Annotated in this window: 10 protein-coding genes; 2 read left to right on the forward strand and 8 right to left on the reverse strand. The window is 72.8% G+C overall.

The genetic code is table 11. The features are described from left to right. Positions 1-7: 7 nt before the first annotated feature. The 3 genes from ACWCXC_RS06820 to ACWCXC_RS06830 all read right to left on the reverse strand — a co-directional run bounded on the left by ACWCXC_RS06820 (position 8) and on the right by ACWCXC_RS06830 (position 2,585). Positions 8-628, reverse strand: coding sequence for a BMP family ABC transporter substrate-binding protein (locus ACWCXC_RS06820; RefSeq protein WP_450887071.1), 621 nt, complete (start codon positions 626-628; stop codon positions 8-10). Positions 629-820: 192 nt separating this feature from the next. Next, positions 821-1,576, reverse strand: coding sequence for an HNH endonuclease family protein (locus ACWCXC_RS06825; protein ID WP_450684190.1), 756 nt, complete (start codon positions 1,574-1,576; stop codon positions 821-823). 166 nt (positions 1,577-1,742) lie between these two features. Next, entirely contained in the window at positions 1,743-2,585 is an 843-nt protein-coding gene (locus ACWCXC_RS06830; RefSeq protein WP_450887264.1) for an SCO6745 family protein, read from the reverse strand. Positions 2,586-2,746: 161 nt separating this feature from the next. Between ACWCXC_RS06830 and ACWCXC_RS06835 the strand changes: the two genes are divergently transcribed. Continuing rightward, positions 2,747-3,328, forward strand: a complete 582-nt coding sequence (locus ACWCXC_RS06835) for a TetR/AcrR family transcriptional regulator (protein ID WP_450887074.1) — start codon at positions 2,747-2,749, stop codon at positions 3,326-3,328. Between the two features lie 66 nt (positions 3,329-3,394). Here ACWCXC_RS06835 and ACWCXC_RS06840 read toward each other — a convergent pair whose 3' ends face one another. Next, the gene (locus ACWCXC_RS06840) at positions 3,395-4,693 is read right to left on the reverse strand and encodes an MFS transporter (RefSeq protein ID WP_450887076.1); all 1,299 of its coding nucleotides are present in this window, start codon (positions 4,691-4,693) and stop codon (positions 3,395-3,397) included. Continuing rightward, positions 4,690-5,352, reverse strand: a complete 663-nt coding sequence (locus ACWCXC_RS06845; protein ID WP_450684187.1) for an ArsR/SmtB family transcription factor — start codon at positions 5,350-5,352, stop codon at positions 4,690-4,692. Before ACWCXC_RS06845 ends, ACWCXC_RS06840 begins: the two co-directional genes overlap by 4 nt. 188 nt (positions 5,353-5,540) lie before the next feature. Here ACWCXC_RS06845 and ACWCXC_RS06850 point away from each other — a divergent pair, with 188 nt between their 5' ends. Next, positions 5,541-6,731, forward strand: coding sequence for an SGNH/GDSL hydrolase family protein (locus ACWCXC_RS06850; protein ID WP_450684186.1), 1,191 nt, complete (start codon positions 5,541-5,543; stop codon positions 6,729-6,731). A gap of 52 nt (positions 6,732-6,783) precedes the next feature. On the opposite strand, the gene mfd is transcribed toward ACWCXC_RS06850, so the two are convergent. From mfd to ACWCXC_RS06865, 3 genes are all read right to left on the reverse strand, one after another. Beyond that, on the reverse strand, positions 6,784-10,314 hold the full coding sequence (gene mfd / locus ACWCXC_RS06855; RefSeq protein WP_450684185.1) for a transcription-repair coupling factor: 3,531 nt from the start codon (positions 10,312-10,314) through the stop codon (positions 6,784-6,786). Positions 10,315-10,595: 281 nt separating this feature from the next. After that, entirely contained in the window at positions 10,596-13,175 is a 2,580-nt protein-coding gene (locus tag ACWCXC_RS06860; RefSeq protein WP_450887079.1) for an ABC transporter permease, read from the reverse strand. Further along, a complete protein-coding gene (locus ACWCXC_RS06865; protein ID WP_450684183.1) occupies positions 13,172-13,960 on the reverse strand; it encodes an ABC transporter ATP-binding protein in 789 nt (262 codons plus the stop codon). The genes ACWCXC_RS06860 and ACWCXC_RS06865 overlap by 4 nt, the downstream gene beginning before the upstream one ends. Positions 13,961-14,387: the final 427 nt, after the last annotated feature.

Here is a 14,387-nt window from a genome sequence, read left to right on the forward strand (position 1 = left end):
CGTCGCCCTACGGGTGTGCGTCCTTGACGGCCTGTCGAACGACGGCGTCGACCTCGTCGGCCAGCCCGTCACCCGGCTTCACGACCGTCAGGCGGGTTTCGTTCACGTCCTGTTCGCCTTTTTCGGTTCCGACGACGACGAACCGCGTCCGGGGACGGTCCTTCGCCCGGTCGCGTACGGCCTCGGTCTGCGCGGCCCCGGTGGCGAGGACCATCTCGCAGTCGCGCTGGATCAGCCCGTCGAGGTGGGGCAGGGCGTTGGCGGCCGACTGCTCGCCCATCACCGGCACATGGGTGACACGGACCCGGGTCGCGTCGGAGGCGCGCCGCATGCCCCGCCAGACGGCGGCGGCGTCCCCGCCGGTGATCCCGGACTCCCCGGTGAGCAGACAGGCGTCGAACTCCCGGTACTGGCGGGCCCGGGAGTCCGGCGGTGTCGGCGTCTCCTCGTCGCCGCCGAACGCCCAGACGGCCACGAGCACGCCGACGACGAGCAGCACCCCGGCGCCGGTCCACGCCCCGCGCCGCCCGCGCAGCAGCCCGGCCGCCCGGGCGAGGACCGGCCGCGCCCGGAGCGTCCGGGTCCGGGGCTCGGGGGTTCTGCCCCGCCAGGTGCGCCGGGTCCTCATGCCGGACCCCCCGGACGGCGAGGGGTTCCGGGCAACGGGGTGCCGGACGGCACGGCTGACTTCACGCTCTGTTTTCCTTCGGAGGGGAGGGACGCGGGCGGGCCGGGAGCCGTTCGCACGCACACGCCCGACCGGCACGGACGCCGTACAGTACAACGCCCCTCGCCGCACCTCCCCCGGACCCCCGGGGGATCAGCCGCCGCACAGCTCCAGCATGACCCGCTTGTCCGGGGCCGTGACCGGCAGTTCGTACTTCAGCGCGACCTGGGCGAACCGCAGCGCGTACGAGCAGCGCACCGGCTTGTACGGCGGCAGCCAGGAGGCCGGCCCGGAGTCCCGTTTGGCGTTGTTGGCAGGGCCGTCCACGGGAAGGAGGTTGAGCGGGTCGTTGGCGATCCGCTGGCGCTTGGCCTCGCTCCAGCGGGAGGCGCCCATCTGCCAGTCGTAGGAGAGGGGCATGACGTGGTCGATCTGGACCCGGGTCGCCTGCTGCTTGCGCCAGGCGATGGTGGTGCCGGTGTACGGGTCCTTGAGCGTCATGGAGACGACGACGCAGTCGGAGCCGGAGCGCAGGGCGATGTCCTTGCCGTCGCGGGCCAGCAGATCGTTCCGCGTGTCACAGCCGTTGCGGGCGAACGCTATGCCGTCGACGGAGTCCTTCCAGGCGCTGCCGAACTTGTCGCGCGCGTATCCGGTCTTGGGTCCCCGGCCCTTCGTGACGACCTTCTCGATGACCTTCCGGGCGGCGGCCCGGTCCTGCTCGGAGGTGAGCGGGGCGAGCCCCGGCTTCGTCCCGTCGGGGTTCTCCAGGGGGCTGGCGCCGAAGCCGGTGGCTGCCGCCCGGCCGCCGCCCTGGGAACCGCCCGAGGCGGACGACGAGGACGAGGGCTCGGGGTCGCAGCCGGTGAGGGCCAGGGCGGCCAGCAGGCCCAGGGCGGGCACGGTCACTCGACACACGCGGGGAGATATCACTCGAAGCCGTCCTGACGGGGAGAAAGCCGAACTGGTCCGGGAATCCTACGGACCCCTTCCCCGTGAGGACGTGTTCATGGCAGGCGTGTACGCGAGATGCGGCCCGAATCACAGAGCGGGCCGGGCGGCACACCCCGCCGCCTCACACCTTCCCGATGCCCAGGGTCGTCTCGGAGGGGAGGAGTCCGGAGCCGATGGCCGCGACCCAGAGGGGTCCCAGAAGGTCGGTCAGCCGCTCGCGTTCGGCGGCATCGAGGACCTGCCAGGGGGCTGCCGCCGCCTCGTCGGTGCGGCGTTCGACCTCGGCGCGCAGGGCGCGGCCCGCGTCCGTGGCCGTGCCGTCCGCCGCCACCAGCCCGCGCTTCCGCAGCCGTTCGGCGCCCTGCTCCCACTCCTCGGCGCTCCATCCCCGGCCGGCGAAGACCTCGGGAGGGGCGGCGCCGATCGCGGCGAAGGAGACGAGGGACTCGACCGGGTCGAGTCCGGCGTCCGCGAGCGCGGCGAGGTGGCCGTCGCCCCGGTGTTCGCGCAGGACGGTGGCGGCGTGCCAGAGCGCGAGGTGCGGGGCGTCCGGTGCGGGCAGGGCGGCGTTGGCGGCGGCGAGAGGCCGGCCGGCCGTGTCGGCGGCGCGGGCGACACGGGTGAGCAGCGCGGCGGCCTCGGCGGTGTCGGGGGCGCCGGCGGCGTCGCCCAGCAGGGTGCGCCAGGTCCGGTCGACGGCGCGGACGCGGGCGTCGAGCACCGGCCCGGGCGCGGCGACGGACCAGACGGCCGGGACGTGGGCGGCCACCGTCGCCGGGCTGAAGCTGTGGAAGGTCTCCGTGACGCGGGCGGCGTCCGCCCCGTCCGCGCCGAGCGGCGCCGCGCGCCAGGCGAAGTAGCTCGGCCAGCGCTCCTCGGTGGCGTACCCGAGCGCGGCGGCCTCCTCGAATGCCTCGGGCGCGTAGTAGAGCACGGCGTGCAGCGGCTCAAGGAGGTGCCACATGCGCCGCACACTGCCCAGGTCCTCGGTCCTGTCTCCCACGGCTCCGCCTTCCGGGGCGGGAGTCCCCACCCATCTTGTCACTGTCTAGATCTCCGACGCCGACCAGACTGCACCCGTAGCCGGAAACTTGTCAATGCCTAGATTCGGCGTACGCTGCTGCCATGACCAGTGACCGCGCCGACCGCACCTACCACCACGGCGATCTGCGGCGGGCCGTCCTCACCGCCGCGCTCGACGTCATCCGCACCGAGGGCCCCGCCGCCCTCAGCCTCCGCGACCTGGCCCGCCGGGCCGGCGTCTCCCACGCCGCCCCCGCCCACCACTTCAAGGACCGCGCCGGCCTCCTGACCGCCGTGGCCGCCGAGGGCTACACCCTCTTCGCCGACGCCCTCGCCGAGGCCCCGGACCTCCGCGAACGCGGCGTGCGCTACGTCCGCTTCGCCGCCGAGCACCCGGCCCACTTCCAGGTGATGTTCCGCCCCGACCTCTACCGCACCGACGACCCCGCCCTCCTCGCCGCCAAGGCCCGCGCCACCGCCGAACTCCGCGCCGGCGTCTCCGCCCTCCCCGCCCCCACCCCCGAGGACGCCCGCCTCACCGGCATCGCCGCCTGGTCCCTCGCCCACGGCTTCGCCACCCTCCTCCTCAGCGGAAACCTGGACCCGGCGGTCGGCGACACGGACCCGGAGACGGTGTTCAGGAAGGTGGCGGAGCTGGCGTTCGGGCGGGGGGCGGGGGGCTGATACGGGGGGCGTGGGGGCGCGTCCGCGCCATGCGGGTGTACGCGGATTCCCGCCCCCGTCCCCCCCTCACCTCGCCCCCGCGCCCATCTCCCCCTCGGCCCGGCCCAGTGTCCGCAGGGACGGGACCGGGGACGGGAGGAGCCAGAGGGCGGAGAGCGCGCCGCCGAGGGCGGCGGTGAGGAGGGTGGCGCGGAGGCCGAAGGTGGTGGCGAGGGCGCCGCCGGTGAGGGCGCCGAGGGGGCGGACGCCGTAGTTGAGGGTGCTGTAGGCGCCGGCGACGCGGCTGCGCAGGGCGTCGGGGATGACCGTCGTCTGGAGCGAGTTGAGGTTGACGTCGAAGAGCATGACGCCGAATCCGGAGAGGAACTCCGCCCCGGCCAGGGTGCCGGCGCGCAGCCAGAGGGGGCCGCCCGCCATGGCGGCGAGGGCGAGCGGGGCGGGGAAGAGGACGGCGCCGGCGACGATCGTGCGGCCGATGCCCAGGCGGCGGGAGACGGCGGGGGCGCAGAGCGCGCCGAGGAGGGCGCCGGTGGCCCCGATGCCCAGGGCGAGCCCGATCGTGCCGGGCGCGAGGGCGAGGTCCCGGCGGGCGTACAGCACGATCAGGCCCGTCCCGGCCACGAACGTGAAGAAGTTGACCGTGGCCGCGCACCCCAGCGTCGCCCGCAGCACCGGATGCCGCACCACGAACGCCAGCCCTTCACGGGCCCGCCGCAGCAACGGCACCGCAGGCCCGTCCGGGGCGCCGCCCTTCGGTTCCTCGCCGACCGGGACCCGCCCGATCAGCAGCGCCGACACCAGGAACGTCAGCGCGTCCACCACCACCGCCACGGGCGCGGTGAACGCCTGCACGAGGACGCCGCCGAGCGCCGGGCCCGCCACCTGCGAGGCCGAACGGCTCGCGCTGAGCCGGCTGTTGGCGGCCACGTACGCCTCGCGCGGCACCAGCCGGACGAAGAACGGCGGGTACGCCGTGTTGAACAGCACCCCCGCCGCGCCCGCGAGGACCGCCACCCCGTACAGCTGGATCAGCGTCACCGCGTCCAGCGCCCATGCCAGCGGAAGGCTCAGCAGGAACGCCGCGCGCAGCACGTCCGCGACGATCATCAGGCGCCGTTTGTCCGGGCGTTGGTCCACCCAGGCGCCCAGCACGATCGCCAGCAGGTTGGGCGTCCAGATCAGTGCCGTCAGCCACGCGACCTGGTTCGCCGAGGCGTCCAGCGCCTCGACCGCGATCAGCGGCAGGGCGAGTTCGGTGATCCGGTCGCCGAACTGGGAGACCGTGTGCCCCGCCCAGAAGCGCCGGAATCCCGGGTCCCGCCCGAGCCCCCGGGATATCCCGTCCGACCCGCCCGCCCCCGTCACGGTGTCCGCTCCCGCCCGTCCGCCCCGGTCGGCTCACCCTCCGCCCCCGGTTCCTCCGCCCCCGGTTCCTCCGCGCCGTCGCCCTCCGGCAGCACGTACCGCAGCAGCCGTACGCCCCTGCTGTCCGCCGGGCGGGCGGACGGGGGGCGGGTGGCGTACGGGGCGAGGACGCGCTCGATCGCGTCCTGGACGGCGGCCAGCTCCTCGGCCGAGACGTCGATCCGCGTGTACGCGAGACCGGCCGGGGCCCGCCACTCCGCGGGGAGCCCGGGTTCGGTCTCGTCCGCCCAGCGGCCGGGCAGGTCCGCGTAGCGGCGGAACATCTGGCGGGACAGCTCCCGCGCCGCCGCCCGGCCCTCCTCGTCCGCCGGGTCGTCCGGCTCCAGGAAGCGGAAGCCGCGTGCCACCGCCTCCCAGCGGCGGCTGCGGCGGTCGGGGCCCGGCTCGCTGTCGCGGACGAGTCCGAAGGACGCCAGGTGGCGCAGGTGCCAACTGGTCACCGAGGGGGTCGCGCCGACGTGCGGGGCCAGTTCGGTCGCGGTCGCCGGTCCCTCGCGGCGGAGCCGGTCGAGGATCGCGAGGCGCACCGGGTGCGCCAGGGCGCGCATCGCCTGCGGGTCGGTGATCTCGATGTCACCCATGCGGTTGCTGGAGTCCATGACGTGAGAGGATGCTCTCATACTTTATGAGAGTCAACTCTCACATCGCACCGCAGGCGCGCACGCGTGACCGGCCCTGACCGCTTCTGACGGTCACTGCACACAACTCCCGTTCCCCACTGGGCCATTCGGCTGCAAACCCCGCACCGGACCTCACCGCCCACCGCCCGACTGCCGACAACCACTGCATGATCATTTCTGCTTCACGCCGCTCCAAGGTGCTCGCGGCCACCGCCACCGCCGTCTGCGCGCTCACGGTCCCGGGCGTGCTCACCGCCTCCGCCGCCTCCGCGTCCGGCTCCCGGGCCGTACCGGCCGCCGCCGAGGCCCCGCTCCTGGTCTCCCTGGGCGACAGCTTCATCTCCGGCGAGGCCGGCCGCTGGGCCGGGAACAGCAACGAGAGCGCGAACGGCTACTCCGGCACCGACCGGGCCTGGGACCCGGCGACCGGCGAGAGCGATCCGTACCGGGTGTACGGGTCGTCCTACGACAGCGGCTGCAACCGCTCCGACGTGGCCGAGGTCCAGTCCGTCACCCTCGACGTCAGCCGCCTCAACCTCGCCTGCTCGGGGGCGACCTCGAAGGCGGTGCTCCTGCCCGAGAACGGCGGCGAGCCGTTCAAGGGCCAGCGCTCGCAGGCCGCCGAGCTGGAGGACGTGGCGGCGGGCCGGGACGTGCGGGCGGTCGTCGTGTCGATCGGCGGCAACGACCTCGGCTTCTCCGACATCATCACCGGCTGCGCGACCGAGTTCGTCAAGCCCTTCGGCGGCTCCCCGTGCGCGCCGGACGCGGCCGAGCAGGTCGCCCAGCGCCTGCCGGGCGTGCGGCAGGCCGCCGTGGACACCCTGGCCGATGTGCGGACCGCCCTCGCACGGGCCGGCCACCCGGCCGGTTCGTACCGCCTCGTCCTCCAGTCGTACCCCTCTCCCCTCCCCGACGCCGGCCGCATCCGCTACCCCGGCGAGAAGTACGACCGGCTGAGTTCCGGCGGCTGCCCCTTCTTCGACAAGGACCTCACCTGGGCGCACGACGAGCTGGTCCCCGAGATCAGTTCTGTTCTGGCCGGGGCGGCCGACGACGGCGGCGCGGAGTTCCTGGACCTGTCCGGCGCCTTCGAGGGGCGCGAGGTGTGCGCGACGACGACCCGTCAGGCCGGTCCCGCCGACCCGCCCTCCGGCACGGCCGGCGAGTGGGTCCGCTTCGTGACCTCCGGCATCGGACAAGGTCAGAAGCAGGAGTCCCTGCACCCCAACAGCTACGGTCAGAAGGCCCTCGGCACCTGTCTGACCCTCCAGCTGGAGCGGCCGTCGGGCGACCGCCGCTGCACCAACACCGCGGGGCGAGGTCCGGCCGCGATGCGGCTGGGGCCCCTCGGCTGACCCTGCGCCGGCACCGCGCCGGGCCGCCGCTCGCGGCCCGGCGCGGCCCCGGTCACGAGCCCAGGATCGTCGTCAGGAACTCCCCGGTCCACGCCAGCAGTTCGCGGCCCACGACCGGCTTTCCGCCGATCTTCCCGGTGGTGGGGCGCGGCACCAGGATCTGGTGCACGGCCGGCTTGATCACCGTCTTCGGGTAGAGGCGCTTGAGCCGCAGCTCCTGCGATTCGCGCAGCTCCACCGGGGCGAAGCGGATGTTCGGCCCCTGGAGCACGATGTCACCCACCCCGCAGGCGCGGGCCAGCATCCGCAGACCGGCCACCAGCAGCAGGTTCTCCACGGGCTCCGGCAGTTTGCCGTAGCGGTCGGTCAGCTCCTCGCGCACCGCCCTGATGTCGTCCTCCGAGGAGGCCGAGGCAATCGAGCGGTATGCCTGGAGGCGCAGCCGCTCGCCGGGGGCGTAGTCGTGCGGGACGTGCGCGTCGACCGGCAGCTCGATCTTGACCTCCAGCGGCGGCTCCTCCTCCACCCCGCCCTCCAGGGAGGCCCGGTAGTCCGCGACGGCCTCGCCGACCATCCGGACGTACAGGTCGAAGCCGACGCCCGCGATGTGGCCGGACTGCTCGCCGCCGAGCAGATTGCCCGCGCCGCGGATCTCCAGGTCCTTCATCGCCACGTACATGCCGGCGCCCATCTCGGTGTGCTGGGCGATGGTCGCCAGACGTTCGTGGGCGGTCTCGGTGAGCGGCTTCTCCGGCGGGTAGAGGAAGTAGGCGTACCCCCGGTCGCGGCCGCGGCCGACCCGGCCGCGCAACTGGTGCAGCTGGGAGAGGCCGAAGTTGTCGCCGCGCTCCACGATCAGGGTGTTGGCGTTGGAGATGTCGATGCCGGACTCCACGATCGTCGTGGAGACCAGGACGTCGAACTTCTTCTCCCAGAAGTCCACCACGACCTGTTCCAGGGCCTGTTCGGACATCTGCCCGTGCGCCGTGGCGATCCGCGCCTCGGGGACGATCTCGCGCAGCCGGGCGGCGGCCCGGTCGATGGACTCCACCCGGTTGTGGATGTAGAACGCCTGGCCCTCGCGGAGCAGTTCGCGGCGGATGGCCGCGCCGATCTGCTTCTCCTCGTACGGGCCGACGAAGGTGAGCACCGGGTGGCGCTCCTCGGGCGGGGTGGTGATCGTCGACATCTCGCGGATGCCGGTGACCGCCATTTCGAGCGTACGGGGGATGGGCGTCGCGGACATGGTGAGGACGTCCACGTTGGCGCGGAGCTTCTTCAGCTGCTCCTTGTGCTCGACGCCGAAGCGCTGCTCCTCGTCGACGATGACCAGGCCCAGGTCTTTGAACTTCGTCTCGGAGGAGAAGAGGCGGTGGGTGCCGATGACCAGGTCGACGGAGCCCTCGCGGAGCCCTTCGAGGGTCGCCTTGGACTCGGTCTCCGACTGGAAGCGGCTGAGCGCCCGCACGGTGACGGGGAACTGGGAGTAGCGCTCGGTGAAGGTGCCGTAGTGCTGCTGGACGAGGAGGGTGGTGGGGACGAGGACGGCGACCTGCTTGCCGTCCTGGACCGCCTTGAAGGCCGCCCGGACGGCGATCTCGGTCTTGCCGTAGCCGACGTCGCCGCAGATCAGCCGGTCCATCGGGACGGACTTCTCCATGTCCTCCTTGACCTCGGCGATGGTGGTGAGCTGGTCGGGCGTCTCCGCGTACGGGAAGGCGTCCTCCAGCTCGCGCTGCCAGGGGGTGTCCGGGCCGAAGGTGTGGCCGGGGGCGGCCATCCGCGCCGAGTAGAGCTTGATCAGGTCGGCGGCGATCTCCTTGACTGCCTTCTTGGCGCGCGCCTTGGTCTTGGTCCAGTCGGCACCGCCGAGCCGGTGCAGCGTGGGGGCCTCGCCGCCGACGTACTTGGTGACCTGCTCCAGCTGGTCGGTGGGGATGTACAGCCGGTCGCCGGGCTGGCCGCGCTTGGCGGGGGCGTACTCCACGAGCAGGTACTCACGGGTGGCGCCCTGGACCGTGCGCTGCACCATCTCGATGTAGCGGCCCACGCCGTGCTGTTCGTGGACGATGTAGTCGCCGGTCTCCAGCGTCAGCGGGTCGATGGTCTTCCTGCGGCGGGCCGGCATCCGGCCCAGGTCCTTGGTGGCGGTGCGCTGGCCGGTGAGGTCGGTCTCGGTGAGCACGGCGAGCTTCAGCGCCGGATCGACGAAGCCGTGGTCGATGGCGCCACAGGAGACGTGGACGACGGAGGGGGTGACCTCGGCCAGGTCCGGGTCGAGGCGAGCGGGGATGCCCTCGCCGCTCAGCACCTCGACGGTGCGGGAGGCGAGGCCCTGGCCCTCGGTGACGTAGACCGTGCGCCAGCCGTCGGCCAGCCAGCCCTTGGTGTCCGCGAGGGCGCGGGCGGTGTCGCCCCGGTACGTCTCCGGGGCGTGCATCCGGAGCTTCAGGGTGTCGTCGTCCAGCTCCTCGTCGGCGGCGAACGGGGAGAGCGACCACCACATCATGCCCAGCTCGCGGGCGCGGTCGCGGACGTCCGCGATGCCGCGCAGCGAGGCCGCGCCGACGTCGATCGGAGCCTCTCCCCCGCCGGCCGTCGCCGCCCACGAGGCCTGGAGGAACTCCTGGCTGGTGGCGACGAGGTCGGCGGCCCGGGTCCGGACCCGCTCGGGGTCGCAGACGACGGTCATCGCACCCTCGGGCAGCACGTCGAGCAGCAGTTCCATGTCGTCGACGAGGACCGGGGCGAGCGATTCCATGCCCTCGACCGCGATGCCCTCGGCGATCTTGTCGAGCAGTTCGCCCAGCTCGGGGTGGGCCTGGGCGAGGGCGGCGGCCCGCTCCCGTACCTCGTCGGTGAGGAGCAGCTCGCGGCAGGGCGGCGCCCACAGGCCGTGCTCGGCGACCTCCAGGGAGCGCTGGTCGGCGACCTTGAAGTAGCGGATCTCCTCGACGTCGTCGCCCCAGAACTCCACCCGCAGCGGGTGCTCCTCGGTCGGCGGGAAGACGTCCAGGATGCCGCCGCGCACCGCGAACTCGCCGCGCTTCTCGACCAGTTCGACCCGGGCGTAGGCGGCGGCCGCCAGTGCTTCGACGGTCGCGCCGAGATCGGCGCTCTGTCCGGTGCGCAGCGCCACGGGCTCCAGGTCCCCGAGCCCCTTGACCTGCGGCTGGAGCACGGAGCGGATCGGTGCGACGACGACGGAGACCGGGCCGGTCTCGGGGTCGTCGGCGCGGGGGTGCGCGAGCCGGCGCAGCACGGCGAGCCGGCGTCCCACGGTGTCGGAGCGGGGCGAGAGCCGTTCGTGCGGCAGGGTCTCCCAGGACGGGAACTCCGCGATCGAGTCGGCGGGCAGCAGGGTGCGCAGCGCGGCGGCCAGGTCCTCGGCCTCGCGGCCGGTGGCGGTGACGGCGAGCACGGTGCGCCGGGCGTCCCGGGCCAGCGCGGCGACGGTGAAGGGTCGCGCGGCCGGCGGGCCGACCAGGTCGATGTGCATGCGGTGGCCGTCGACGGCGGCCTTCACCGCTTCGTCGAGCGCCGGATCACGTACGACGACATCCAGCAGACCGTGCAGGCTCATGAAGGGCTTCCGTCCGGGTGGTGAGGGGTGTCCTGACGGCCGGCTGCCGCCAGAGGGCGCCGCCCTGGGGCAACGCGAAGGACCCGACACGTGCCGCGGGCGGTTCCCCGCCCGCGGGGGTCCGGGAACCGCCCCGGAGGGGCCGGGGTTCCCAGCCTACGACTCCGCGCCGACAGCCGCCCCGCCGACGGGCGGGACGGCCGGACCCGGCGCACGATTCCGGCCCCGGGCGTTTGGAGGAACGTCCGGGGCCGGTGCGGTCAGTCTAGGGCGGGTCTGCCTCAGCCGTCGGTCGCGATGGCGTTGAGGACGTTCATCCGGCCGGCCCGGAAGGCCGGGACCAGGGCGGCGAACAGTCCGACGAAGGCGGAGCCGACGAAGACCGCGATGATCGTCGGCCAGGGGATCTCCAGGACCTGGAGACCTTCCAGGGACAGCAGCTTCTGGGCCGAGGTGCCCCAGCTCATGCCCAGACCGAGCCCGAGCAGGGCGCCGAAGAGGGCGATGACCACGGATTCCAGGCGGATCATCCGGCGCAGCTGGCGGCGGGAGAGGCCGATGGCGCGCATCAGGCCGATCTCCCGTGTCCGCTCGACCACCGAGAGGGCGAGGGTGTTCACGACGCCCAGGACCGCGACGATGATCGCCAGGGCGAGCAGTCCGTACACGATGTTCAGGAGCTGGCCGATCTGGTCCTTCAGGTCCTGCTTGAAGTCGGCCTGGTTCTGCACCTTGTACTGGGGGTAGGCGTCGAGCGAGCTCTTGAGGGCGGCGTACGCCTCCTTCTCCTTGCCGTCCTCGGCCATGGCGAACAGCAGCATGTCCGAGGGCATGCTGCCCTGCGCGATGTGGCGCTGGGCGGTCGCGGTGCTCAGGTACATCGCGCCCTGGTCGACGTTGGTGTCGTCGGAGGTGATGGCCGCGACCTTCAGCTTCGCGGTGTCGCCCGCCTTGAAGTCGACGGTGATCGTGTCGCCGACCTTGATGCCGTGCTTGTCGGCGTAGTCCGAGCCGACCGACATGGCGTTCTCGCCGTAGGCGGCGGCCAGATCGCCGGCGACGGTCTCGCGCCGCAGGTCCTCGGGGTAGGTGGGGTCGGCGGCCGTGACGTGGGTGTCGTCGGTGGAGCCGTCGGGGTTGGTGAGGTCCGCCTTGAGGACCCGGTAGTGGGTGACGTGGTCGATTCCGGGGGTCTTCTCGACGGCCTCGGCGGCCTGCGGCACGATCAGCTGGCCGCTGCCCGACTGCACGATGAAGTCGGTGCCCACGGACTTGTCGAGTTCGTCGGTGGCCGAGGCGACCATCGAGGAGCCGACGACCGAGAGGCAGGCCACCAGGGCCAGGCCGATCATCAGGGCGGCGCCGGTGGCGCCGGTGCGGCGGGGGTTGCGCAGGGCGTTGCGCTCGGCGAGCCGGCCGACCGGGCCGAAGAGCCGCAGGACGACGACGCTGAGCGCCCGGACGACGATCCCGGCCAGCAGCGGGCCGATCACGATGAAGCCGATGAGCGTGAGCACGACGCCGAGCCCGAGGTACGCGGAGCCGTCGCTCGCCTTGTCGGCCCGGGTGGTGGCCCACAGGGCCGCTGCGCCGCCGCCGGTGAGGACCAGGCCGATGCCGGCGCGGATCCAGCCCGAGCGGGCGTCGGCGGGCGTCCCGGCGTCGCGCAGGGCGGCCATCGGGGAGACCTTGCCGGCCCGGCGGGCCGGGATGTACGCGGCGAGGACGGTGACGATGATGCCGAGCGCGAGGCCGACCACGGGGGTCGTCCAGGCGATGGTGAGGTCCTCGGTGGACAGCTCCATGCCGATGGCGCCCATGGCCTTCATCAGGCCGACGGCCAGTCCGACGCCGGCGCCCACGCCGAGGACGGAGCCGACGATGCCGAGCAGGACCGCCTCGATCAGCACGGACCGGTTGACCTGCTTGCGGCTGGAGCCGATGGCCCGCATCAGGCCGATCTCGCGGGTGCGCTGGGCGACCAGCATGGAGAAGGTGTTGACGATGAGGAAGATGCCGACGAGGAAGGCGATCCCGGCGAAGCCGAGCATCGCGTACTTCATCACGTCCAGGAAGGACCCCATGGAGTCCTTGTTCTCGGCCGCGGCCTCCTTCTGGGTGCGGACCTTGTACGCGCCCGAGCCGTCGAGGGCCTTGGTGACGTTCTGCTTCAGCACGGCGTCGCTGACGCCGGACGCGGCGGTGACGGAGATCTGGGTGAAGGCGTCGGGGCGGCCCAGGAGCCGCTGCTGCGCGGTGGCCGTGTCGAGGTAGACGACGGCCGCGCCCGGGTTGGTGACCTTGAAGGTGGCGATGCCGGTGATCTTCGCGCGGATGTCGCCGGTGACGGTGATGGTGCGCAGCTCGTCACCGAGCTTCAGGCCGTGCTTGTCGGCGGTGTCGGCGTCGACCATGACCTCGGTCGGGCCGCGCGGGGCGTGGCCGGAGGTGATCTCCATGGACCGCAGGTCGTTGGAGGTCCAGTTGCCGGCGAGGGTGGGGGCGCCGGTGTCGGAGCCCATGTTCTTGTTGTGGCTGTCGACGACGGTGACCGAGCCGCTGGAGACGGCGCCCTCGGCCTTCTCGACGCCCTCGGCCTTCGCGACCCGGGCGACGAGGGAGGCGGGCAGCGACTCCGGCTTGCCGTTCTCCGGCATGTCGGTGACCTTGGCCGCCTTGGGGCTGACCGTGACGTCGGCCGACGTCGCCGCGAACAGCTTGTCGAAGGTGGTGTTCATCGTGTCGGTGAAGACGAGCGTGCCGCACACGAACGCCACCGAGAGCAGGACGGCGACGGCGGAGAGCGCCATGCGTCCCTTGTGCGCGAAGAAGTTGCGCATCGAGGTCTTCCACACGGTCATGACGTCCGCCCGCGCGCGTCGAAGTCCTTCATGCGGTCCAGCACCTGGTCGGCGGTGGGGTTGAGCATCTCGTCCACGATCCGGCCGTCCGCGAGGTAGAGGACGCGGTCGGCGTAGGAGGCGGCGACCGGGTCGTGGGTGACCATGACGATGGTCTGGCCCAGCTCGTCGACGGACTTGCGCAGGAAGGTCAGCACCTCGGCGCCGGCCCGCGAGTCCAGGTTTCCGGTGGGCTCGTCGCCGAAGATGATCTCGGGCTGGGCGGCGAGCGCGCGGGCCACGGCGACGCGCTGCTGCTGGCCGCCGGAGAGCTCGGTCGGGCGGTGCTTGAGCCGGCCGGCCAGGCCCACGGTCTCCACGACCTGGTGGAGCCAGGCGGCGTCGGGCTTGCGGCCCGCGATGTCCATGGGAAGCGTGATGTTCTCCAGGGCGTTGAGCGTCGGCAGCAGGTTGAACGCCTGGAAGATGAAGCCGATGCGGTCGCGGCGCAGCTGGGTGAGCTTCTTGTCCTTGAGACCGGTGATCTCGGTCTCCGCCAGGTGGATCTGACCGGAGGTCACGGTGTCCAGTCCGGCGAGGCAGTGCATGAGCGTCGACTTGCCGGAGCCGGACGGGCCCATGATGGCCGTGAACTGGCCGCGGGTGATGTCCACGTCGACATGGTCGAGGGCGACGACCCGGGTCTCCCCGGTGCCGTACGCCTTGACGACCTGCCGCGCCCGCGCAGCCACGGCCGTACGCCCTCCAGTGCCCCCGTGCCTGGGAATGCTGACAGCCGTTGTCACGGTTTTCTCCTCGGTCGGTCGGCGACGCGGTGTCGCCGTCTGTGGTGAAGTCTGGTCGTCGGAGGGGGTCCTGCGCGCTGGTGCGCAGCGCAGTCTTCGGGTGGGGTTTTCCCCACCCCGTCCCTTCCGGTCCCCCGCACTCGCGGTCTGTCGACAACGCTACGGAGCGGGGGGGAGCGGGCACGTCCTCCGGCGGGAGGAACGGTCCCTGGGCGGATGTAAGGAGCTCCCCCTAGGGGTCTGCTCCTCTGGGCGGATGCCGCTCTCGGGGACTGCGCCCCCGGGTCCCCACCCCTGGGTGGAGCCGTCGGGCCGCCCGGCCGGCGCTCCGCGCCCCCTGCCCACCGGCAGCCGCAGGTGAGACAGTGTCCGGCGGATACATGCATAGGGAAGGAATCCTGGTGGGCTCCACGGACGGCGGCACAGA

The organism is Streptomyces sp. NPDC001515, assembly GCF_053597115.1.

Excerpts from the sequence above, each read along its gene's own strand:
- ACWCXC_RS06820 (WP_450887071.1), bottom strand. The coding sequence starts at position 628 with ATGAGGACCCGGCGCACCTGGCGGGGCAGAACCCCCGAGCCCCGGACC.
- ACWCXC_RS06830 (WP_450887264.1), bottom strand. The coding sequence starts at position 2,585 with ATGTGGCACCTCCTTGAGCCGCTGCACGCCGTGCTCTACTACGCGCCC.
- ACWCXC_RS06835 (WP_450887074.1), top strand. The coding sequence starts at position 2,747 with ATGACCAGTGACCGCGCCGACCGCACCTACCACCACGGCGATCTGCGG.
- ACWCXC_RS06845 (WP_450684187.1), bottom strand. The coding sequence starts at position 5,352 with ATGGACTCCAGCAACCGCATGGGTGACATCGAGATCACCGACCCGCAG.
- ACWCXC_RS06850 (WP_450684186.1), top strand. The coding sequence starts at position 5,541 with ATGATCATTTCTGCTTCACGCCGCTCCAAGGTGCTCGCGGCCACCGCC.
- mfd (WP_450684185.1), bottom strand. The coding sequence starts at position 10,314 with ATGAGCCTGCACGGTCTGCTGGATGTCGTCGTACGTGATCCGGCGCTC.
- ACWCXC_RS06860 (WP_450887079.1), bottom strand. The coding sequence starts at position 13,175 with ATGACCGTGTGGAAGACCTCGATGCGCAACTTCTTCGCGCACAAGGGA.